The sequence below is a fragment of the Paraburkholderia adhaesiva genome, assembly GCF_021390575.1.
In the GTDB taxonomy this organism is placed as follows: Bacteria; Pseudomonadota; Gammaproteobacteria; order Burkholderiales; family Burkholderiaceae; genus Paraburkholderia; species Paraburkholderia adhaesiva.
Window position 1 is genome coordinate 87,341 of the sequence record NZ_JAJEJQ010000002.1, and the last position, 19,795, is coordinate 107,135.

At 63.6% G+C, this 19,795-nt stretch carries 21 protein-coding genes; 11 read left to right on the top strand and 10 right to left on the bottom strand.

The window, feature by feature from the left end:
- The first annotated feature begins 31 nt into the window (after positions 1-31).
- The gene (locus L0U80_RS15745) at positions 32-970 is read left to right on the top strand and encodes an AEC family transporter (RefSeq protein WP_233866314.1); all 939 of its coding nucleotides are present in this window, start codon (positions 32-34) and stop codon (positions 968-970) included.
- Between the two features lie 64 nt (positions 971-1,034).
- Positions 1,035-1,226 (top strand): glycine zipper 2TM domain-containing protein, encoded by a 192-nt coding sequence (locus L0U80_RS15750; RefSeq protein ID WP_373322209.1) that lies wholly within the window; start codon positions 1,035-1,037, stop codon positions 1,224-1,226.
- Positions 1,227-1,300: 74 nt separating this feature from the next.
- On the opposite strand, the gene L0U80_RS15755 is transcribed toward L0U80_RS15750, so the two are convergent.
- The 3 genes from L0U80_RS15755 to L0U80_RS15765 form a co-directional block, all read right to left on the bottom strand.
- Entirely contained in the window at positions 1,301-2,146 is an 846-nt protein-coding gene (locus tag L0U80_RS15755; RefSeq protein WP_233866316.1) for a carbohydrate ABC transporter permease, read from the bottom strand.
- Entirely contained in the window at positions 2,143-3,051 is a 909-nt protein-coding gene (locus tag L0U80_RS15760) for a carbohydrate ABC transporter permease (protein WP_233866319.1), read from the bottom strand. The genes L0U80_RS15755 and L0U80_RS15760 overlap by 4 nt, the downstream gene beginning before the upstream one ends.
- 194 nt (positions 3,052-3,245) lie before the next feature.
- Positions 3,246-4,478 carry an ABC transporter substrate-binding protein gene (locus L0U80_RS15765; protein WP_233866322.1) on the bottom strand — a complete coding sequence of 411 codons (1,233 nt, stop codon included), beginning with the start codon at positions 4,476-4,478 and terminating at the stop codon, positions 3,246-3,248.
- A gap of 359 nt (positions 4,479-4,837) precedes the next feature.
- Between L0U80_RS15765 and L0U80_RS15770 the strand changes: the two genes are divergently transcribed.
- The 3 genes from L0U80_RS15770 (at position 4,838) to L0U80_RS15780 (ending at position 7,701) form a co-directional block, all read left to right on the top strand.
- Positions 4,838-5,611: an SDR family oxidoreductase gene (locus tag L0U80_RS15770; RefSeq protein WP_233866325.1), complete on the top strand. Its 774-nt coding sequence runs from the start codon at positions 4,838-4,840 to the stop codon at positions 5,609-5,611.
- A gap of 73 nt (positions 5,612-5,684) precedes the next feature.
- Complete coding sequence (locus L0U80_RS15775) at positions 5,685-6,761, top strand: ABC transporter ATP-binding protein (protein WP_233866328.1); 1,077 nt, start codon at positions 5,685-5,687, stop codon at positions 6,759-6,761.
- 61 nt (positions 6,762-6,822) lie between these two features.
- Positions 6,823-7,701, top strand: coding sequence for a MurR/RpiR family transcriptional regulator (locus tag L0U80_RS15780; protein ID WP_233866330.1), 879 nt, complete (start codon positions 6,823-6,825; stop codon positions 7,699-7,701).
- Positions 7,702-7,895: 194 nt separating this feature from the next.
- Here the strand turns inward: L0U80_RS15780 and L0U80_RS15785 are convergent, their stop codons facing one another.
- Both L0U80_RS15785 and L0U80_RS15790 read right to left on the bottom strand, forming a co-directional pair.
- Positions 7,896-8,756: an IclR family transcriptional regulator gene (locus L0U80_RS15785; protein ID WP_233866332.1), complete on the bottom strand. Its 861-nt coding sequence runs from the start codon at positions 8,754-8,756 to the stop codon at positions 7,896-7,898.
- The gene (locus L0U80_RS15790) at positions 8,723-9,613 is read right to left on the bottom strand and encodes an IclR family transcriptional regulator (RefSeq protein WP_233866334.1); all 891 of its coding nucleotides are present in this window, start codon (positions 9,611-9,613) and stop codon (positions 8,723-8,725) included. Before L0U80_RS15790 ends, L0U80_RS15785 begins: the two co-directional genes overlap by 34 nt.
- A 277-nt stretch (positions 9,614-9,890) precedes the next feature.
- Between L0U80_RS15790 and L0U80_RS15795 the strand changes: the two genes are divergently transcribed.
- The 3 genes from L0U80_RS15795 (at position 9,891) to L0U80_RS15805 (ending at position 13,128) form a co-directional block, all read left to right on the top strand.
- Complete coding sequence (locus tag L0U80_RS15795) at positions 9,891-10,850, top strand: MBL fold metallo-hydrolase (protein WP_233866336.1); 960 nt, start codon at positions 9,891-9,893, stop codon at positions 10,848-10,850.
- A gap of 234 nt (positions 10,851-11,084) precedes the next feature.
- Complete coding sequence (locus L0U80_RS15800) at positions 11,085-12,797, top strand: FAD-dependent oxidoreductase (protein ID WP_233866338.1); 1,713 nt, start codon at positions 11,085-11,087, stop codon at positions 12,795-12,797.
- A gap of 103 nt (positions 12,798-12,900) precedes the next feature.
- Positions 12,901-13,128 (top strand): DUF2783 domain-containing protein, encoded by a 228-nt coding sequence (locus tag L0U80_RS15805; protein ID WP_233866340.1) that lies wholly within the window; start codon positions 12,901-12,903, stop codon positions 13,126-13,128.
- A 121-nt stretch (positions 13,129-13,249) separates the two neighbouring features.
- On the opposite strand, the gene L0U80_RS15810 is transcribed toward L0U80_RS15805, so the two are convergent.
- Positions 13,250-13,732, bottom strand: coding sequence for an Lrp/AsnC family transcriptional regulator (locus L0U80_RS15810; protein ID WP_233866343.1), 483 nt, complete (start codon positions 13,730-13,732; stop codon positions 13,250-13,252).
- A gap of 331 nt (positions 13,733-14,063) precedes the next feature.
- Between L0U80_RS15810 and L0U80_RS15815 the strand changes: the two genes are divergently transcribed.
- Complete coding sequence (locus tag L0U80_RS15815; RefSeq protein ID WP_233866359.1) at positions 14,064-14,687, top strand: LysE family translocator; 624 nt, start codon at positions 14,064-14,066, stop codon at positions 14,685-14,687.
- Between the two features lie 105 nt (positions 14,688-14,792).
- Here the strand turns inward: L0U80_RS15815 and L0U80_RS15820 are convergent, their stop codons facing one another.
- From L0U80_RS15820 to L0U80_RS15835, 4 genes are all read right to left on the bottom strand, one after another.
- Entirely contained in the window at positions 14,793-15,758 is a 966-nt protein-coding gene (locus L0U80_RS15820; RefSeq protein WP_233866362.1) for a DUF2242 domain-containing protein, read from the bottom strand.
- 328 nt (positions 15,759-16,086) lie between these two features.
- The gene (locus L0U80_RS15825; RefSeq protein ID WP_233866365.1) at positions 16,087-16,506 is read right to left on the bottom strand and encodes a rubredoxin; all 420 of its coding nucleotides are present in this window, start codon (positions 16,504-16,506) and stop codon (positions 16,087-16,089) included.
- Between the two features lie 39 nt (positions 16,507-16,545).
- The gene (locus L0U80_RS15830) at positions 16,546-16,683 is read right to left on the bottom strand and encodes a hypothetical protein (RefSeq protein ID WP_233866368.1); all 138 of its coding nucleotides are present in this window, start codon (positions 16,681-16,683) and stop codon (positions 16,546-16,548) included.
- A gap of 237 nt (positions 16,684-16,920) precedes the next feature.
- A complete protein-coding gene (locus L0U80_RS15835) occupies positions 16,921-17,478 on the bottom strand; it encodes an FUSC family protein (protein WP_233866371.1) in 558 nt (185 codons plus the stop codon).
- A gap of 220 nt (positions 17,479-17,698) precedes the next feature.
- On the opposite strand from L0U80_RS15835, the gene L0U80_RS15840 reads away from it, so the two are divergent.
- A complete protein-coding gene (locus L0U80_RS15840; RefSeq protein ID WP_233866374.1) occupies positions 17,699-17,854 on the top strand; it encodes a hypothetical protein in 156 nt (51 codons plus the stop codon).
- Positions 17,855-18,515: 661 nt separating this feature from the next.
- Positions 18,516-19,694, top strand: a complete 1,179-nt coding sequence (locus tag L0U80_RS15845; protein WP_233866377.1) for a porin — start codon at positions 18,516-18,518, stop codon at positions 19,692-19,694.
- The last annotated feature ends 101 nt before the right edge of the window (positions 19,695-19,795 follow it).

Below are 19,795 nucleotides of genomic sequence, written 5' to 3' on the forward strand. Positions count from 1 at the left end.
CGCAGTGTCGACCGCCTTTCAACAAAAACGCATGCTTTCCGCTGTCTCCATTCTGTTGCCCGTATTCGGGCTGATTTTCGCGGGCTTTGCGTGCCGTCGCTTCGGCGTGCTGGGGCCCGCTGCCGCTTCGGAACTGAACCGCTTCGTTGTGTGGCTCGCGCTGCCGGCGCTGCTTTTCGACATCGTCGCGCATGCCACATGGCACGAACTGTTCCAGCCAGCTTTCATCGTCACGTTCGGCGGCGCGTGCCTGCTCGTCTTCGCGGGCGTGGTGGCCGTGCGGCTTTTCCTCGGCCGTCCGCTTGCCGATGCGAGCATCGACGGTCTCGCCGCCGCTTATCCAAACACGGGCTACGTGGGCTTTCCACTGGGCATGATCGCGTTCGGGCCGTCGAGCCTCACGCCGACCACGATTGCGTCGATCATCGTCGTGTGCGTTCTGTTCGCGTTTGCCATCGTGCTGATCGAGACAGGGCTGCAAAGCGAGCGTCGGCCGCATCGGCTCGTGATGAAGGTGGGGAAATCGCTGTTGCGCAATCCGCTACTCGTTGTGCCTCTGCTCGGCGCGATCGTTTCGGGTGCACACATTACGCTGCCCGCGAGCGCGCAGACGTTCCTGAAGCTGCTGGGCAGCGCGGCGAGCCCATGCGCGCTAGTGAGTCTCGGTCTGTTCCTCGCGGAGCGCCGCAGCACTGAGACGGCGCCGCGCGAGTCGTCGTGGTGGATCACACTCACGAAGCTCGTCGCGCAACCCGTGCTGACGTGGTGGCTTGCGGTGCGCGTGTTTGCGTTGCCGTTTCCGCTCGCGCAGACAGCGCTGCTGCTCGCGGCACTGCCCACCGGCACTGGCCCGTTCATGCTGGCCGAATACTATCGGCGAGAGGCGCACGTCACGTCGCGGACCATTCTTCATTCGACGATCGGCTCACTGGCCACGCTTACGCTGATTCTGCTGTACCTCCACCGCTGAGGACGACCACGCGCGGCACGCGGCTTGCGGCAACAGGGTCATGCCATCGAAAGGGGGTTCGACGATGAAATGGCTTAAACGCAGTGGGGCGGCGCTCATGCTCGCGATCGTTGCCGTATCGGCCACTGGGGCGTGTACGCTCGGCGGTGCGGTCGCGGGTGGTTACGTCGGCAACAAGGCGACTAACGGCAGCGCGATCGGCACGGTGGGCGGCGCGGTGGCGGGTGGCGTGGTGGGGTACGAACTCGGGAAATAATCGCGATGCGGCTAACGAGCAATCGCTGCAGGGTGTCGAGCGCGTGATTAACAACGCGCTCGCACCCGTTTCCATCACTTGACCGCGCCGAGCGCGAGGCCCTTCACCATATACCGCTGCAACCAGGCGAACACCACCGAGACGGGGAGCGTCGCCGCGAGCGTGGCGGCCATCACGAGTTGCCATTCGACGGTGTATTTGCCAGCCACCATGTCGGTGACCTGCACCGTGAGCGTCTTGTTCTCGGGCGAGCGGATCAGCGTATAGACCACCGCGAATTCGTTCCAGGCGCTGATGAACGTGAAGATCGCGGTGACCACCACGGCCGGTACGGCAAGCGGCAGGAACACGCGAAACACCGCGCCCGTGCGGCTCGCGCCTTCGAGCCACGCCGATTCTTCGAGATCGCGTGGCACCGTCTGGAAGTACGACGACAGCATCCAGACGGCAAACGCGATATTGAACGCCGCATAAGAGACGATGACGCCGATCTTCGAATCGACGAGATTGCCGTCGCCCCACGGGATCATCGCGGCAAGCCGGAACAGGCCCACCACCAGCAGGATCGGCGAAAGCATCTGGGTGACGAGCAGGAACTGCCGGTACAGCCCGCGACCGCGGAACGGAAAGCGCGCGAGCGCGTAGGCGGCGGGCAGGCTCACGGCAAGCGCGAGGCTCGTGGAGAGCACGCTGACCACGATGCTGTTGCGCAGCGCGACGCCGAAGTTCGCGGCCTGCCACATGTCGACGTAGTTTTGCCAGCGCCACTGCATCGGCAGCCAGCGCGCCGGAAAGACGAACACTTCCGATGCGGGTTTGAACGACGTGAAAAACATCACGGCGAACGGAAACAGCACGACGACAACGAGCGGCAACAGTACGAGCCAGCAGATCAACGAGCGTTTGAGCTTCTGGTTCATGCGAGATCTCCTTCTGCATTGCCGCCGCGCTTCGCCTGCAGCTTCAGATAGGCGACCGAGAACGCGAACAGGATCACGAGCATGACGAGCGAAACCGCCGCGGCTTCGCCGGGGCGTCCGAGGCGGAAGCCCAGTTCGTAGAGGTACGTGACGAGAATGTGCGTGCTGTTGTCGGGGCCGCCCTGCGTCATGACCCAGATGATCGGGAACGAGTTGAACACGTAAATCACGTTCAGCAGGATCGCCATGTTGATAAACGGTTTGAGAAGCGGCAGCGTGAGCTGGCGGAACTGCTGCCAGGCGCTCGCGCCATCGATTCGCGCGGCCTCGTAGATGTCGCCCGGCACCGACGAGAGCCCGCCGAGCAGGATCGTCGTGGTAAAGGGAATCGACACGAGTATGCCCACGCAGATCTCCACCGGGAACGCGTATTCCGGGGTGGCGAGCCAGTGGATCGGCCCTGATATGAGGCCGAGACGCTGCAACGTCACGTTGACCATGCCGTAGTCGTCGTTGAATGACCAGCGCCACACCACGGCGGTCATCGTGAGCGAGACGGACCACGGCAGCATCACGATCGTGCGCGCGATGCCGCGTCCATAGAAGTCCTGATTGAGCACGAGCGCGACCGGCACGGAAATCAGCACGGTGCCCGTGACCACGAAGAACGTCCAGATCAGCGTGTTCTTCAGCGCGCTCATGAACACGGGATCGCTGAGCACGTTATAGAAGTTCTGCAGGCCGCTGAAATCGCGGATCTGTCCGAAGCGCGACACATCGTGCAGCGACTGGTACACGATGTTGAAAATCGGATAGCTGATGATGAACAGCGCGAGCACCAGACTCGGCACGATCAGGAGCCAGGGCGCGCGAGGCGTGGCGACGGCACGGTTGGAGCGGCTCATGCGGGTGGGTTCGCGTGTTCGGTCAGGGGTGCCGCCGGTCGCCGGACCGGTTGGCTGCGGTTGCCCGGATTGTCTCAGGGGACCGGAAGTCATGTCATTACATCCTCGGTGCTGCGATCTTTCAATGCTTTGTCGGACTGTCGCGCGCGTGAAATGCGGCGCGCGCGACGGTCCGTACCGGAGTCAGGCGGTCATTACTTGCCGAGCGCCTTGTTCGCTTCGACAGCGGCCTGATTCAGTGCGTCGGCGGGCTTGGCCTTGCCGAGGTAAATCGCCTGCATCGCGTTCGTCACGGCCTTCGCGGTGTCTTCCCAGCCCGTCACAGTCGGTGCGAAGCGTGCGTGCGGCAGGAGCGCGATGAATGCCTGCGTGTCCGGGTCCTGGAATTCCGGGGCAGTCGCTTCGGCCTTCGTCGTCGGCAGGAAGCCTTCCGTGCTCGTGAACAGCACGCGCGGCTCCTTCGTGAACAGGAAGTCGAGGAACTTCCAGGCAGTCGGCTTCACCTTCGAGTTCTTGAACATCATGATCGAGTCGGTCACCGCGTAGGTCGCCGGCGTCGTGGCCACCGGGATCGCGTCGATGCCGTACTTGATGTTCGGGGCTTCCTTCTTCAGCTGCTTCGCGAGGAACGGCGCCGAGATCATCATCGCCACGCGGCCCTGCTTGAAGAGGTTCTGCACGTCTTCGCGGCTGTAGCCCGTGACGCCCGGCTGCGTGAGACCTTCGTCGATCATCATCTTGTAGAGCGTCGCGGCCTTCACGCCTTGCGCCGAATTGAACGCCGCCTTGCCGTCCTTGCCGACCACGTCGCCGCCGTGGGTCCACAGCGCGTAGTAGAAGTACACGTCGGTTTCGATTTCCTTGCCTTGCAGACCGAAGCCGGCGATGCCCTTGGCCTTCAGCTTCTTCGACGCATCGACCACGTCGTTCCAGGTCTTCGGGCCGCTCGGATAGCCGACCGACGCGAGCATGTCCTTGTTGTAGTAGAGCGCGCGAGCCGAAGCGGCGATCGGCAGGCCGTACGTCTTGCCGCCGATCTGGCCAGGAGCCAGGAACGGACCGATGAAGCGGCCCTTGAAGTTCGCGTCCATGTAGCCGTCGAGCGGCTCGGCGATGCCGTCCTTCACGAAGTCGAGGAGCCAGCGCGTGCCGATGATCGCGAGGTCGGCGTTCGCGCCGCCGGCGATGTCCGTTTGCAGCTTCTGTTGCAGCGAGTCCCAGTTCACGTCTTCGATCTTGATCGTCGTGCCGGGATTGGCGGCTTCGAACTGCTTGGCCATTTTCTCGAAGTACGGTGCGGTGGCGTCGCTGTAGTGCGCGACGGTCACGCGAACCGTATCGGCGTGTGCCGCAATTCCGATGCCGGCAAAGGCGAGCGCGACGGCGACTTTGCCGAGCGCAGTGGTTGCACGTTGCTGAAACGACATTCTCACTCTCCTGTGTCGATGGGACTTGGCGCTTCAGCGCTGGGTCCAATCCCTTGCGGGTGGTTGCTGGGTGGTTATTCCTGCTTATGCCTGCTTACACCGCCGCCGGGACCCCGGCCGCTGGGTTGCGTTGTTTGAAAAAATCCTACAGGATGAAAAAAGCGTTGTCACCTGGTAAACGCGATATTGTTTTTCCCTCGGTGTTTTGCCTAACATGCTGTTAAACAGGGATAATTCATGCGCTGCAGCAGAATTCTATGTGCGTGTTAACCCGAATTTTGTCGCGTAGTATTTGGTATGTTTGTTGGAAATTTACAGGCTTGCGGGCATGGCTGGCGGGCCGATTCGGAGAGTCGAACATGAGCCGGGTGGTGCTGGTGACGGGCGCGAGCGGCGGCATAGGCCGCGCCCTGTGCAAGCGGTTTCTCGATGCGGGAGACACCGTTCTCGCGCTCGATCGCGACGAGGCGCTCGCAGAGTCGCTGCGCGTGGATTTCGGCGGCGAGCGGCTCGAGGCGCTAGTCGCCGACGTGAGCGATGCCGCAACGATGAGCGATGCCGTGTCAGCCGGGGTCGCCGCGCGCGGGCCGGTTGACGTCGTCGTGGCGAACGCGGGCGGTGCGCTTGGCACGACGCTCGCGCTCACCGACGCGGCCGGCTGGCGACGCGACATCGACCTGAATCTGAACGGCGCGTACTACACCGTCGAGGCGGTGCGCCAGTCGATGATCGCGCGGCGGAGCGGCGCGATCGTGCTGATCGGTTCGGTGAACGGGCTCACCGCGCTCGGGCATCCCGCCTATAGCGCGGCGAAAGCGGGCCTCGTGAGCTACACGAAAGCGCTCGCGATCGAGCTGGGCCAGTACGGCATTCGCGCGAATCTCGTCTGCCCGGGCACCGTCAAGACGCCCGCGTGGCAGGCGCGCGTCGATCGGCATCCGCAAATCTTCGAAGAACTGAAGAAGTGGTACCCGCTCGGCGACGTGGCGGCACCCGAGGACATCGCCGACGCCGTGCATTTTCTGGCGTCGCCGCAGGCGCGCGTGATCACGGGCGTCGCGTTGCCCGTGGACGCAGGTCTCATGGCCGGCAACCGGATGATGGCAAACGAACTGACGCTCGACCCGCTCTGACGCGTCGAGCCGATCACACGTAAAACACGCGCAATTCACACGCACGACAGCGTAACCAGCGAACGAGGACAGCATGGCAGCGGTACAACTGAACGGCATCTACAAGCGCTATGGCGAAACGCAGGTCGTGCATGGCGTCGATCTCGACATCGAGGACGGTGAGTTCGTCGTGCTCGTCGGCCCGTCGGGTTGCGGCAAGACCACGCTGATGCGCATGATCGCGGGTCTCGAGGACATCAGCGGCGGCGATCTCACCATCGGCGGCACGCGCGCGAACGGGCTGCCGCCGCAGCAGCGCAACGTGTCGATGGTTTTCCAGAGCTACGCGCTCTATCCGCATCTGTCCGTGTACGACAACATCGCGTTCGGTCCGCGCATCCGCAAGGAACGCGAGGACACGTTCAAGCCGCGCATCGAGGCGGCGGCGAAGATGCTCAATCTGTCGAGCTATCTCGAACGCTTGCCGCGTGCGCTCTCGGGCGGGCAGCGCCAGCGTGTGGCGATGGGCCGCGCCGTGGTGCGCGAGCCATCGCTGTTTCTCTTCGATGAACCGCTCTCGAACCTCGACGCCAAGCTTCGCGTACAGATGCGCACGGAAATCAAGGCGCTGCACCAGCGTTTGCGCAACACGGTGGTCTATGTGACGCACGACCAGATCGAGGCGATGACGATGGCCGATCGCATCGTCGTGATGAACGCGGGCCGCATCGAGCAGATCGGACGTCCGCTCGACCTCTACGACAAGCCGGGCAATCTGTTCGTCGCAAGCTTCCTCGGGTCGCCCTCGATGAACTTTGCTGCGGGCACGGTCATGAGCGACGCGCGCGGCACCGCGCTCGTGCTTGAAGACGGCGTGCGCATCGCGCTGCCCGAGGCGACGGCGCGCATGACGCAGGCGGGCGCACGTGTGACGCTCGGCATTCGCCCGGAGCACATCGAGGCGGGAGGCGACGTGCCATTCAACGTCGACGTGATCGAACCGACTGGCGCCGAGACCCACTTGTACGGGAAAATAGCCGATTCCACCTGGTGCGTTACCACGCGCGCGCGGCCGCAAGTCGCGCCGGGGCAGCGCATGACGCTCGGTCTGCCTCACGCGCATCTGCATCTGTTCGATACCGAAAGTGGCAAGCGGCTCGATCTGAACTGAATTCGAAGCTGAACGAGGCTTGAAAAATCGGGCGCATTGGTCAATCCACGGGATATTGAGCTTGCCGGTCTCCAACCTGATCCATCACATCCGCGACGTCGCCGAGTCGCTGCGGCCTGCCGAGCGCAAGGTCGCCGACATGGTGCTGGGCGACGTCGACTTCGCGATGCGCGCGAGCATCACCGAACTCGCGCTGCGCGCGGATGTGTCCGAGCCTTCGGTCACGCGCTTTTGCCGCGCGGTGGGCGCGCACGGCCTGCGCGACTTCAAGATGCGGCTCGCGCAGAGTGCAGCCGGTGGATTGCCGTATGCGTCGTCGCTGGCTGAAGTCGAGAGCGGCGACGAGATCGGCACGCTGCTCGACAAGGTGACCGAGTCGGTTGTGCAAGGCGTCACTTACGCGCGCGCGTCACTCGATCCCGCCGTGTTCGCGGCGGCCGTGGCGGCGCTCGGCAGCGCGCGGCGCGTGTACTTCTTCGGGGTGGGCGCGGGCTCCGGGCTCGTCGCGCAGGACGCGGCGCTGCGCATGCTGCGGCTCGACGTCGCCGCGAGCGCATTCACCGACGCGCATCTCCAGCGGCTTTATGCCGGCCTGCTCGAACCCGGCGATGTGGCATTCGCGATTTCGCATTCGGGGCGCAGCGTCGAAGTCAACGAGAGCATCCAGATCGCGAAGGAACGCGGCGCGACCACCATCGCGCTCACCAGTGCGGGTTCGCGGCTCGCGTGGGTCGTCGATATTCCGCTGCTGCTGCGCGTGCCCGCTGCCACGGAACCGCACGGGCCGGGCGTGTCGCGCATCGCTCATCTCGCGGTGATCGACGCGCTCGCGATCGGCGTCGCGCTCGGCCTCGGGCCGAAGACGCTCGCGAAAATGCGCGACGCACAGGCGCGCAGTAATGGGGATGTGGCTGAGGCGTCTGACGACGGGGCGAAATAGTCGCCTGGGCATTTCTGGCAGTGCAGTCGATTCGTGCACGGGACGTGCCTCCATCGCGCGCCCACCGCGCGCGAATCGAATGCGGTTATAGCGCTGCCGCCGCTTCTTCCACGTAGCTGAAGCGCCGCGAGAGCCGCTGTGTGGCGGCAATCCGCAACTGCGCGGGCGCACCCACTTCCGCGAATCGAATCCCGCTACAGCGCGGCGACCGTCGCCCCTTCCACATAGCCGAAGCGTCGCGAGAGCCGCTGTGCTGCGGCGATCAACAACTGCGCGGGCGTGCCCCCGAGCGCGGTGTCGATTGTGCCTGTGGGGCCCATCATTGCGAGCACGAGACACACGTTGCCGGTGTGATCGAAGACCGGCGCGGCGACCGTGCTGATGCCTGGAATCGGCTTGTCGAGCGCCGTATCGACACCCTCCGTTCGGATTTCAGCGAGTCGTTTGCGGTACGCGGCCGTCACAGCGGCACCGCGCGTTTCGCCCGCAAGGCGCAAGCCGTCCTGCGCGAGCAGCGTGTCGCGCACATCGTTGTCGAGCCACGCGGCGAACACGCGTCCGATCGACGTGTTCACGAGCGACATCACCGTGCCGGGCCGCAGGCTCACATGCAGCGGCAGTGCCGATTCCTCGAGCCGCACGACCGTCGGCCCGAGCGGCCCCGGCACAGCCAGCGCGACGCTCATGCCGGTCGCGGCGGCGAGCCCGACGAGTTCCGCATCGGCTTCACGCACCGGCGAAAGGCGCGCGAGGCCGAGCAGGCCGAGTTCGAGACTGAGTGGTCCCGCTTCGTAGCGGCCCGCCGCGTCGCGGCCGAGCAGGCCGATCTTCTGCAGACTCACCAGATGCGGAAATGCTTTCGCGCTCGCCATGCCCGCTGCCGCCGCGAGGTCGCGCAGGGAGAGCGGTGTGCCAGCCGCGACGAGCACGGCGAGCAGCTCACCCGTGACGTCGAGCGACTGGATGCCCCGTTGCGGTTTGTCGGCCGATCCCGCGGCAACGACTTCCGGTTCGGCGGGCGCTACGCGCGCAGGCTTGGAGCTTGTTCGGGGCATGGCAGAGTCGAAGTCGAGGGAAAGGCAGCCGCGCCGATCGCAGAGGCTGCATCGCGCAGCGCACGCACCACCGCACCGGACGCGCGCACGTCGAGCGAAGCGCTCGCGCCGATGGCGGTCAGCGTGAGGCGCAGTGCTTGCGCTTCGTCGAATACGGGCACGCAGACACTGCTTACGCCGGGGCTCGGCGCATCGACGCCGGTTTCGAAACCGCGCTTGCGAATGGTGTCGAGCGTGGCGGCGAACGCAGCGTCGGAGGCTGGTTCGAGCGCGGCATCGCGTTGTGCGTGCGTAGCGCGCTGGGTGGTCTGGGCGGCCTGGTTCGTCCACATTGCACGCATCGCGTCGGGTGCGAACCAGGCGCAGAACACGCGGCCCGTGGACGTTCCCGGCAGCGACATCACCGTACCGACGTGCAGGTTCACATGCAGCGGCAGACTCGCGTGCTCGTAGCGCACGATGGTCGGCCCTTGTGGTCCGGCGATACACAACGCGACGCTGCAGCCGAGCGTCTGGGCAAGCGCCGCCGCGCGCGGCACGGCCTCGCGCAAGGCAGGCTGTTGCGCGAGATGCAGGAGGCCGAGGCGTAGTGCGAGCGGCCCCGGCTCGTAGCGGCCCGATAGCGCGTCGCGCTTGATGAGGCCAAGGCGTGTGAGGCTCACCAGATAGGCATGCGCTTGGCTCGACGGCAACTCGCTCATAGTCGCGAGATCGGCGGGTGCAAGCGGGGCGCGTGCTTGCGCGAGCGCGAGCAACATCCGGCCGCCTACCTCCACACTCTGGATGCCGCGCTGCGTGCGCCCGGCGGCCGTCTCGGGCGGCGCGATCGCTTCGTGCTCGTTGCGACGTCTGTTCACACCTGGTCTCTGGCTGAAAAAGGGGTTCATGTTAACCGAACGGGCGGCCCATATCGGCTGCTTCGACTGCTGCCGTTCGTTAATTTATAGCGAGTATATTCGCTATTGACAAATTTTCTGGAGGGGGCCTAAGATGGCCTCACCCCAGCAGAACCACAATCGATTCATTCCAACACGGGGCGAGACATCCTGACTGACCGGCTGGCGCCGCTCGCGCGCTTCCGTGCGCCCTCTCGCCTCGCGTTCCGCAAAACGTCCCTCGATACGGAGACTCACGATGGCAAAGGCGTTCGCATCCCAGGCCGACCTCGAAGAGAAGCAGGTCACCTTTACGCAGCTCTCTGAAAACGCCTACGCGTACACGACGGAAGGCGATCCGAACTCGGGCGTCATCATCGGCGACGACGGCGTGCTGATCGTCGATACCACGGCGACGCCGGCCATGGCGCATGATCTGATCGCGAAGATCCGCAGTGTCACCGACAAGCCCATCAAGTACGTCGTGCTCTCGCACTATCACGCAGTTCGCGTGTTGGGTGCATCGGCGTATTTCAAGGAAGGCGCGCAGCAGATCATCGCGAGCCGCGGCACGTACGAGATGATCGTCGAGCGCGGCGAGGCCGACATGAAGTCCGAGATCGAGCGCTTCCCGCGTCTTTTTGCGGGCGTCGAGACCGTGCCTGGCCTGACCTGGCCGACGCTCGTGTTCGAAAAAGAAATCACGCTTTACCTCGGCAAGCTCGAAGTGAAGATCGCGCACCTGGGCGCTGGTCACACGAAGGGCGACACCGTGGTGTGGCTGCCGTCGCAGAAGGTGCTGTTCTCGGGCGACCTCGTGGAGTACGACGCCGCCTGCTATTGCGGCGACGCGCAACTCGCCGACTGGCCCGCCACGCTTGAAGCGCTGCGCGCGCTGAACCCCGAAAAGCTCGTGCCGGGCCGCGGCCCCGCGCTCCTGACGCCCGATGAAGTGAACAAGGGCCTCGATTACACGAAGGATTTCGTGACGACGCTGCTCGCGCAAGGCCACAAGGCGGTGGAACGCAAGCTCGATCTGAAAGCGTCGATGGCGCTCACGCGCGAAGCGATGGATCCGAAGTTCGGGCACGTGTTCATTTACGAGCACTGCCTGCCGTTCGATGTTTCGCGTGCTTATGACGAAGCCAGTGGCATCAAGCATCCGCGCATCTGGACTGCGCAGCGCGACAAGGAAATGTGGGACGCGTTGCAGGGGTGATGTAGCAGGAGGGGATGGGGCTGGAGTTGGCGCTTTGGCGCTGATTCCAGTCGACAGCTCTGCATGGGACCGGAGTAAGTGCTGTGCATGGGGCCGGTGTAAGTGCTTTGCATGGGACCGGAGTAAGCGCTAAAGCGCTAACTCCGGTCGACAGCTAAAGCGCTAACACCGGCCGACAGCTAAACCACTAACTCCAGTCGACACGACAAAAAGAAGAGACCGGGAGACACACCGATGATCGACTATCAGACGCTGACGTTCGACTACACACCCTGCTACGAACAGAGCGCGAACGCAAAGGCGAACACGCATCCGGTGGCCGTGATCGGTGCAGGGCCTGTGGGCCTCGCCGCCGCCATCGATCTCGCGCAGCAAGGCGTTAACGTGGTGCTCGTCGACGATGACTGCACGCTCTCGACGGGCTCGCGGGCCATCTGCTTCTCGAAGCGTTCGCTCGACATCTTCGACCGGCTTGGCTGCGGCGACCGCATGGTCGAGAAGGGTGTGAGCTGGAACGTCGGCAAGGTGTTCCGCAAGGACGAGCTTGTCTACACCTTCAACCTGCTGCCGGAGAGCGGGCATCATCGCCCGGCGTTCATCAATCTTCAGCAGTACTACGTGGAGGGCTTCCTGCTGGAGCGCGCGCAAGAACTGCCGAACCTGGAAATCCGCTGGAAAAACAAGGTGACGAGCGTCGCGCAACGCGGCACACCTGGCACGGCTGACGCGCACGTTGCACTGACCGTCGACACGCCCGATGGCCCGTATCAACTGCTCGCGCGCTACGTGGTCGCGGCGGATGGTTCGCGCAGCCCCGTGCGCACGATGATGGGCCTCGATAGTCATGGCCGCACGTTCAAGGACCGCTTCCTGATCGCCGACGTCAAGATGGAAGCGGACTTCCCGACTGAACGCTGGTTCTGGTTCGATCCGCCGTTCCATCCGAACCAGTCGGTGCTGCTGCATCGCCAGCCCGACAACGTCTGGCGTATCGACTTCCAGCTCGGCTGGGACGCCGATCCGGTGGTCGAGAAAACGCCCGAGCGCGTGATCCCTCGCGTGCGCGCGCTACTCGGTCCGGACGTGAAGTTCGAACTGGAGTGGGTGAGCATCTACACGTTCTCGTGTCTGCGCATGGACAGCTTCCGGCACGGCAATGTGCTGTTCGCGGGTGACTCGGCGCACCTCGTTTCGCCGTTCGGCGCACGCGGCGCGAACAGCGGCTTCCAGGACGGCGAGAACCTGGCGTGGAAGCTCGCTGCTGTGCTGGAGGACCGCGCACCCGACGCGCTGCTCGACACGTATGGCAGCGAACGCGAATATGCCGCCGACGAAAACCTGCGCAATTCCACGCGCTCGACCGACTTCATCACGCCGAAGAGTGCGGTGAGCCGTGTGTTCCGCGATGCCGTGCTCACGCTCGCTCGCGATCACGCGTTTGCGCGGCAGCTCGTGAACAGCGGACGGCTTTCGGTGCCGGCGGTATTGCGCGAATCGCCGTTGAACACGCCTGACGAAGATGCGTTCAGCTCATCGATGGAACCGGGCGCTTCATGCGCCGATGCGCCGGTGCTAAGCGGCGACGGACGCGAAGACTGGTTGCTCGCGCACCTTGGCGACCGCTTCACCGGACTCGTGTTCTGTCGTGGGGCTTCGCCATTGGATGCTCAATCACTCGATGCATTGCAGACGCTCGCGCGCGGACCGATGCCGCTCGCCTTCGTCGTGATACTCGAGGGCGATGCCGCGGTGCCCGCGGGCCTGCCGGAAACGGCTGTGATCCTTCGCGACGTGCGAGGGCTCGCGGCGCGGCGTTACGGTGCCGAAGACGGCGCGTTCTACCTGATCCGTCCGGACCAGCACGTATGCGCTCGTTTCAAACGCTTCGATGCGGCTCGCGTCGAAGCCGCGCTCAAGCGGACTTTGTGCGTGCAGGGCACGGCGTAAAACGAGAAGCGGACCACGGCCACGTGGTCCGCTCGAATGAATTAGCTTTGCATGGGACCAGAGTAAGCGCTAAAGCGCTAACTCTGGTCGACAGGAGACAACGATGCTCAATACTCAACCGAACCTGGCGCGCCCCGACGACTTCTACGAAGCGCTCATCGACATGCACCGCGATCTGGACGAGGCGCAAAGCCAGTCGGCCAACGCACAATTGATCCTGCTGCTGGCGAATCACGTCGGTGAGCATGCGGCGCTGATGGACGCGATCCGCCTGGCGCGTGCAGGCGTGGCGTCGGTGGAGGGCGCGAGCGCCGGCAAGATCGCAGCGTGAGCGTCTGAACGGCGGCGTTGAACACCAAACGCCGCGCCGTCATGTCGGTCAATGTCGGTCATCGGGCGCTTCGCGAATCAAGACGCGCCCGATGCCGACGCAGCCGATCGAGGCGTACCGGCTACACCTGCATCGACGGCACGTCCTTCATGCAGCGCAGCGCAAACATCGACCGGCTGTGCCGGATGCCTGCAATGCGATAAAGCTTCTCGCGCAGGAAGCGCTCGTAACCCGCGGTCCCGTCGACCGCAACCTTGATCCAGTAGTCGTACTCGCCCGAGACGAGATAGGCCTCCAGCACCTCGGGCAGCGCGGCGAGCGCTTCGCCAAAACGCGCGAGGGCGTCGTCCTCGTGGCGGTCAAGCGTCACTTCCAGAATCACGATGTCCGCGTAGCCCAACCTTTGCTGGTTCACGAGGGCAACGTAGCCATCGATATAGCCATCGGCTTCAAGCTGGCGGGTGCGATTCCAGCACGCCGTCGTCGACATACCCACCTGTTCGGCCAGTTCCGCGTTCGAGACGCGTGCGTTCTTCTGCAGTGCGCGCAGGATCTTGTGGTCCTGGCTGTCGAGCGTTCGGGTAGGGCGTTCGCGGGTGGTCACGGTGAAAAAGAATTTCGTTCAGTGAATTCGAATATTACCGGAAGGGCGTTCTGCACTGGGCGTCAATCTGCGCAAAAACGGAAGCCTTTACAGGGGGCTGGGCGGTATATTTTCCGACATGCCTTCACGCCCGGCACGACCCGTGCGGCCACCTCGCCGACGCGGGGCGCGCCGCCGCTGCCACGAGCAGCGGCGGCCCGTCAGGCCCGGATGCCGTCTTATCGCGGCGGCCGCCGGACGTTTCGCGCGAAATCCGCGGGACGAGGAGCGTCCGAAGGGCGTGAAGGCATGTAAATACGCCGATTCCATTGCCTTACGCACAAGAACAACGATGTCGATCCAGCTGTATCTGTCCTTTCTCGCCGCCGCGCTCGTACTTGTCTACACCCCCGGTCCCGTGAACGTGCTAACCATGAGTCAGGCACTGCGCGCCGGTTGGCGCCGGGCGCTGCCCTGCGTCTGGGGCGGGACGGCCGCCGTGCTGCTCCAGCTCGCGCTGACTGCGCTTTGCCTCAATTCGCTGCTTCTCATTAGTGAGCACTCGCTAACAATGCTGCGCTGGCTCGGCGCGGCTTATCTCGTCTGGCTCGGCTTCAAGCAATGGCGCAGCGGCGCACTCGCCGAGCCGGGCGTCGATGCGTCCGGTGCCAGCCAGCAGCGCGGCCTGTTCTGGCGCGGCTTCGCTACGTCGGGGCTCAATCCGAAGACGCTGCTGTTCTTTCCGTCGTTTTTTCCGCAGTTCATGAGCACCGGCGCGCAATGGAGCGCCGACCGTCAATACCTGGTGCTGGCGGCGACGTTTGTCGTGCTGTTTGCGCTTGGCGTGGCGTCGATGGCGCTTTTCTCGCATCGGCTGCGCCACGTGCTGCAACGGCCGAAGCGCGCTCGCGCGGTGAACCGGCTGATGGGCAGCCTGCTGGTCGGAATGGGGGCGATGATGGCGGGGCTGGGCTGAGGGTTCCGCACGACGCCATGCAGCGAAGGGCGCGTGAGCGAGCGCTCACCTCACACAGCGTTGCGGTGTTTCAGGTGTTTGGGGTACTTAAGGTGCTTAAGGCGCTTAAGGTTTAGCGGGCACCGTTGCTGACGATGCTGCGCTGCTGGCGTTGAGCGCCGGAGCCGGCGAAACCGCTGCCGAAGAGACAGTCGCCGAACTGGAAGCCGCAGGCGCTTCCGCCGGCGTTGCGGCGGTTGCCCTGCTTTCCGGCGATATCGCGGCAGGCGCGGTGCTGGTGGAATGTGCGACGGCGGCGGGCGCGAGTGTCGTCGCAGGCGCCGTGCTCGCTGTCGCGCCGGTTGCCGCCACACTGGGCTGCACGCCCGCTGCGACGGCAGGCACGACCGGCACAAGCACAGGCGTTGCCGCGCCCGGCACCGTCACCGGCTGTGGCGCCAGTGTGCTGACCGCCGCAGTCGCGGGCAAAACGATCGGCGGCAGTGGCGTGATCTTGATCGCACCCGTGTCCGGCACCGCCTCGCTGCGCGCGGCTGTGCCCAGATAGCGGCCGACCAGCTCGAAGAAACGTTCGTAAAAAACCTTCGACTGGATCGTTTCGCTGGAAATCTTGACCATCGAGTCGCTATTCGAGCGGATCGGCAGCGAAACCGACCCCAGAATCGACAGCCCCACGCTGGCCGAAGTGTCGCTCTTCTTCAACGCATAGCCGTTCTGCACGGCGTTCACGTAGACCACGCTCATGTTCGAGGCATCGCCGTCGGTGCAGACCACGTGCACTTCGACGACGATGTGCGAATCGCTCTCGGGCTGGAAGTTCTTGGTGGCGTCGACGGTGTCGTTGTGCGTCATCGTCGTCATGTAGCCCTGGCTCAGCAGGGCGCGGCGCGACGCTTCACAGGCTTCGGCACTCGCATAGTTGAAGTTGTGCGAGAACTGGTTCGGCGCGCTGCTCAGCAACTGATCGTCCGAAAATTTGGGCTTCGTCGACGAGCACGCGCTCACGGCGACGACAGCCGCCGCGAGAAGCGGACTCAGCAAATAGGGGGCGATTCGCGGAAAACGGGGCATGTTCGGAGCGGGCAGCGCAGCATTACATCGGACGGCATGCATTGTAGTTCGGTTCCGGTGCGCATGTCGGAAACGCCCTTTTTTGCTGCGACCCTTAAATCTGGCCCGCGTAGCGCGTGCCGCTCACTGCGCGCTCGATCGAAGTGGCGCGTTTGAGCTTGAGCGGTATTCGGCGCGTGAGATCACGGTGCGGCTCGATACTCGTTCGACACCGGACGTGCATGCAAAAAGTACCCCCGCGCGTTACCCGGCGTGAGATCGTGATCGGGGATGTTTGCGCTGATCATCGCATCCGGCACGCGCGACGGCGTACCAGGCTTTGCAGCACTCAGAACTCGACGAGCGCGAAATCTTCCTTGCCGACGTCGCAGAGCGGACAGCGCCAGTCGTCGGGCACGTCGGCCCAGCGTGTGCCGGGCGCGAGACCGTCGTCGGGGGCGCCGGTCTCTTCGTCGTAGACCCAGCCGCAGATCACGCAGACCCATTGCTTGAAGCCGTCGCCAGAAGACGCGGTGTTCGCGTCCGCGGTGACCTGGGGCGCGTCGGCATCGTTCGCGGGCGGCGTGTCGAGCGCGACGACGAGCGGCGCCGACGTGCCACCCTCGCGGGCGTCAAGTTGGGTCTGCAGCGTCTTCAGCAGCCGGGCGGCCTCGTCGGCGGTGAGGTCGATCCAGAAGGGATCGCCTGCGCCGTCATTCAGGCGTTCGGGGGAAAACTGGATTTCGAGGGCAACGCCTTTCTTGTACATGGGCAAAAACGGGGCGGGCTATCCGGAGGACTGCCGCGCTTAGAGAAAGTACCGGGCCGCGAGCGACACCGCGATTCCTGCTACGCCGATCAGCGCCAGAAACTGGAGCAGGGTGAGCGACTTGCTGGGCGTTGCGTTCGGGGTGGCCGGGAGAGGATTACGGGAAGTCATGTTCATGATGCGTGCGGTTGGACGGTGGGCGTCGTGGACGCGGCCCAGACAGGCGCGCGGCGCCAGAGTGTCGCACGATTTGGCTGGTGCGGGTGCGAATCGTTGCGAACTGCGCGCACGGGCCGCACCGGCGCGTGCGTGTTACTCACCGTCAATCATCGTCGCACTGCGGCCGAGATTATCGCCGCTAAACCGGCCCCGATTCGTGCACGAGCGCAGATGGACTGTTTCCCGATGGTTGATTCAGGCAAGCAGCCATCGGCGCTCCGCATACTCGAAGAGCCAGCAGACCGGCAGCGCGCACACCATGCCCAGCGCGACCTGGGCGACGCGGAACAGCGCGACGTCCCACACCGGACCGTGCGCCGGGACGAGCAGGACGATCGTCGTCGTGATGCCCGCGAGTCGGGCGGCCGTACCCACGTTCAGGCACCAGCACGCGGTGATCACGATCGCCACTGCGACGAGATATACGACGATGTTTTCATGGCCAAGCGTGGCGGCCGCGAAGCCGCCGACGCCGCCCGCGAACGCGCCGATGAGCTGGTCTCGCGACTGGCTGAGCGTGTCGGCGTAGTCGTGCTGGGTGACGGCGATGGCCGTAATGGCGGCCCAGAACGCCTGCTCCGTGTGCAGCGCGCGGCCGATGCTGTAGGCGAGACCCGCGCCGCATACGGCGCGCAGCGCCATCAGCGTGCCCTGTGCCGCGCGGCTCTTGAGCGGCAGGCGCTTGAGCGCACTCACGGCGGACTGCTGGAGCGAGGTGAGGTAGGCGAAGAGATTGTCTTGCGGATCGTGCATCGCGCGTGCCGGACGTGAGGGTCGAGCCCCGGGGCGGGCTCGCGTGCCGCCAAGGATACCAACTCTGAGGCTTGCGATCTTGCCCGTCTATAACGCTCGCTAACGTTTGATCGCGTGAAAGATTTTTTTAAGCGAATTATGGCGTCGATATTCGGCGACCGGCGTGCCAGCAAAACTTAGCCGGAAACCAGAGCGATCCGGCTGGAATTAACCAGATGGCATGAAAGCAGTGACAGGGGTGTTGCTACTGCAAACGTATGGTGGAAATTCGATTGAGGATTGCGAGAAAAAGGTGAGCGGTTCGATAATCGGGATTATTTCTTGTGGCGCAAAGGTTTCGTTCTCTATCGAGAAAAGCAATCGTAAGCCGGAATGAATAAAAATCGGGCGGCATCCCAATTTGGTGCATCACGTGTAATTTCTGATTGGTCCAGTATTTTTTGAGCTTTTGCGCCACTCTCTGCTCAGCAATGCAAAGCAAAAATCGTGCGTCTTTGGTGATGCATTTTGCTGTAAGTCTGGAGTCCAGCGAATTCGAGCCGCTCGGGAAGGCGTTGCGGAATCGGATGCGGAAACTATTGGCAATTCTCGATGTAATCAAACAAGCGTTGTTTGAATCGTCGAATATGCGGACTGATTGAAGTCCATTTTATAAACGGTAATAAAGTGTGTCTTTATTCCAACGCTTGTGGAATTTTTGTATGCGTGGCCCGCGCCGGATGAATAAACTGGCCGCCTGTGTGGTCGAGATTTGAATCCACGCGATTGCCGGGCACGCAGTTTCTGATACCGATTTAATGCTTTCCAGATTATTGCGTTTATTCGCCATTTCAGTCGCGAAAAAAGACAACAGATGACGGCGAGCGTCGTACGTCTGCGCACAAAAAAGTGCCCAAAAGAGCAATAGCTGAAAAGCGGCCGCTTCGGTTCTGTACAAACTGAGCCGCTTGAAACGACAAAGGAAACCACGGCGCCGCGCCTTTATGGGCGGTGGATTTCGAAACGTCGTCCTCTGGACTGTCTTGGAGTCAAGAAGCATGAGAAAGAAAATTCTGGCCGCAAGCCTGATGGGCTTCTTCGCTGCAAGCGCGGCTCACGCGCAGAGCAGCGTCACACTGTACGGTTCGCTCGACGCAGGTATCGTCTACGTGAACAACGTGGCTGGCGGCGGCCACGCCTGGGTGCAGAGTTCGAGCGCGTTATCCCCGACGTATTTCGGGCTGCGGGGCGTCGAAGATCTCGGCGGCGGGCTCAAGGCGATCTTCGACCTGGAGAACGGCTTCAACCTGAACAACGGCACGCTTGGGACTTCAAGCACGATGTTCAACCGCAAGGCTTTTGTGGGCCTGGCGAGCGACCAGTATGGCGCGCTCACGCTGGGTCGCCAGTATGACTTTGTGGCCGAAGACCTCGGGCCGCTGTCTTCGGCGGGGCAGAACGCCGGGGTCCAGGTCGCAGGTCATCCGTTCAACAACGACAACGTCGCCGCGCTTTACTCGCTCGCTAACACGATCAAGTACACCAGCGCGAACTATTCGGGTTTCCAGCTCGGCGGCATGTACGGCTTCAGCAACTCGACGGACTTCGCGAATAACCGCTCATACAGCTTCGGCGCGACGTATAACAACGGCCCGCTCAGCGTTGGGGCGGCCTATCTGCAGATCAACAACAATCCGAACGCCGTGTTCAATACGGCCGGCACGTTGAATGCAGCGTCGGCAACCATCCTTGCGGAGACGCAGCGTTCGTATGGTATCGGTGGCACGTACGCGTTCGGACCGGCGAAGGTCGGTCTTCTGTTCACGCGCTCCCAGTACTTCAACCTCGCCGGGATTGCGCAAGGCGGCGTCTCGCCGTCGATCACGACAGGGCAGGGGCTGAACATCAACAACTATGAAATCAACGGCACGTACAGCGTGACCCCGGCGATCGCGGTGCTCGGTTCGTACACGTTCTCGGACGGCAAATCGGGTGGCGGTGCGGTGACGGGCGGCAACCAGTTCCCGAAATGGCATACGGCGATGCTCGGCGGCGACTATGCATTCAGCCGCCGCACCGATGTGTATGTCGCGGCCGTCTACCAGCACGCGACCGGCTCGCTCGGTCTGAACCCCGATGGGACGGCGGCGCCCAACGTCGCGGCGATCAGCACGCTGCCGCCGTCGTCGACACAGAATCAGGTCGCCGCGGCGGTTGGGTTGCGTCACCGGTTCTGAGTGATGCGTTGTGCGGTGGATGTGGGGTGTCTGGTGATGCAAGATGTGACGCGCACGCGGGAAACTTCTCGTGTGCGCGTTTTTTTGGGGAACTGCGGATG

Coding starts and splice junctions, on each gene's coding strand:
- L0U80_RS15845 (WP_233866377.1), top strand. CDS start 18,516: ATGAGAAAGAAAATTCTGGCCGCAAGCCTGATGGGCTTCTTCGCTGCA.
- L0U80_RS15815 (WP_233866359.1), top strand. CDS start 14,064: ATGTCGATCCAGCTGTATCTGTCCTTTCTCGCCGCCGCGCTCGTACTT.
- L0U80_RS15825 (WP_233866365.1), bottom strand. CDS start 16,506: ATGTACAAGAAAGGCGTTGCCCTCGAAATCCAGTTTTCCCCCGAACGC.
- L0U80_RS15785 (WP_233866332.1), bottom strand. CDS start 8,756: ATGCCCCGAACAAGCTCCAAGCCTGCGCGCGTAGCGCCCGCCGAACCG.
- L0U80_RS15755 (WP_233866316.1), bottom strand. CDS start 2,146: ATGAACCAGAAGCTCAAACGCTCGTTGATCTGCTGGCTCGTACTGTTG.
- L0U80_RS15820 (WP_233866362.1), bottom strand. CDS start 15,758: ATGCCCCGTTTTCCGCGAATCGCCCCCTATTTGCTGAGTCCGCTTCTC.
- L0U80_RS15800 (WP_233866338.1), top strand. CDS start 11,085: ATGATCGACTATCAGACGCTGACGTTCGACTACACACCCTGCTACGAA.
- L0U80_RS15830 (WP_233866368.1), bottom strand. CDS start 16,683: ATGAACATGACTTCCCGTAATCCTCTCCCGGCCACCCCGAACGCAACG.
- L0U80_RS15805 (WP_233866340.1), top strand. CDS start 12,901: ATGCTCAATACTCAACCGAACCTGGCGCGCCCCGACGACTTCTACGAA.
- L0U80_RS15745 (WP_233866314.1), top strand. CDS start 32: ATGCTTTCCGCTGTCTCCATTCTGTTGCCCGTATTCGGGCTGATTTTC.
- L0U80_RS15795 (WP_233866336.1), top strand. CDS start 9,891: ATGGCAAAGGCGTTCGCATCCCAGGCCGACCTCGAAGAGAAGCAGGTC.
- L0U80_RS15775 (WP_233866328.1), top strand. CDS start 5,685: ATGGCAGCGGTACAACTGAACGGCATCTACAAGCGCTATGGCGAAACG.
- L0U80_RS15835 (WP_233866371.1), bottom strand. CDS start 17,478: ATGCACGATCCGCAAGACAATCTCTTCGCCTACCTCACCTCGCTCCAG.
- L0U80_RS15750 (WP_373322209.1), top strand. CDS start 1,035: ATGAAATGGCTTAAACGCAGTGGGGCGGCGCTCATGCTCGCGATCGTT.
- L0U80_RS15760 (WP_233866319.1), bottom strand. CDS start 3,051: ATGAGCCGCTCCAACCGTGCCGTCGCCACGCCTCGCGCGCCCTGGCTC.
- L0U80_RS15770 (WP_233866325.1), top strand. CDS start 4,838: ATGAGCCGGGTGGTGCTGGTGACGGGCGCGAGCGGCGGCATAGGCCGC.
- L0U80_RS15840 (WP_233866374.1), top strand. CDS start 17,699: ATGAAAGCAGTGACAGGGGTGTTGCTACTGCAAACGTATGGTGGAAAT.
- L0U80_RS15765 (WP_233866322.1), bottom strand. CDS start 4,478: ATGTCGTTTCAGCAACGTGCAACCACTGCGCTCGGCAAAGTCGCCGTC.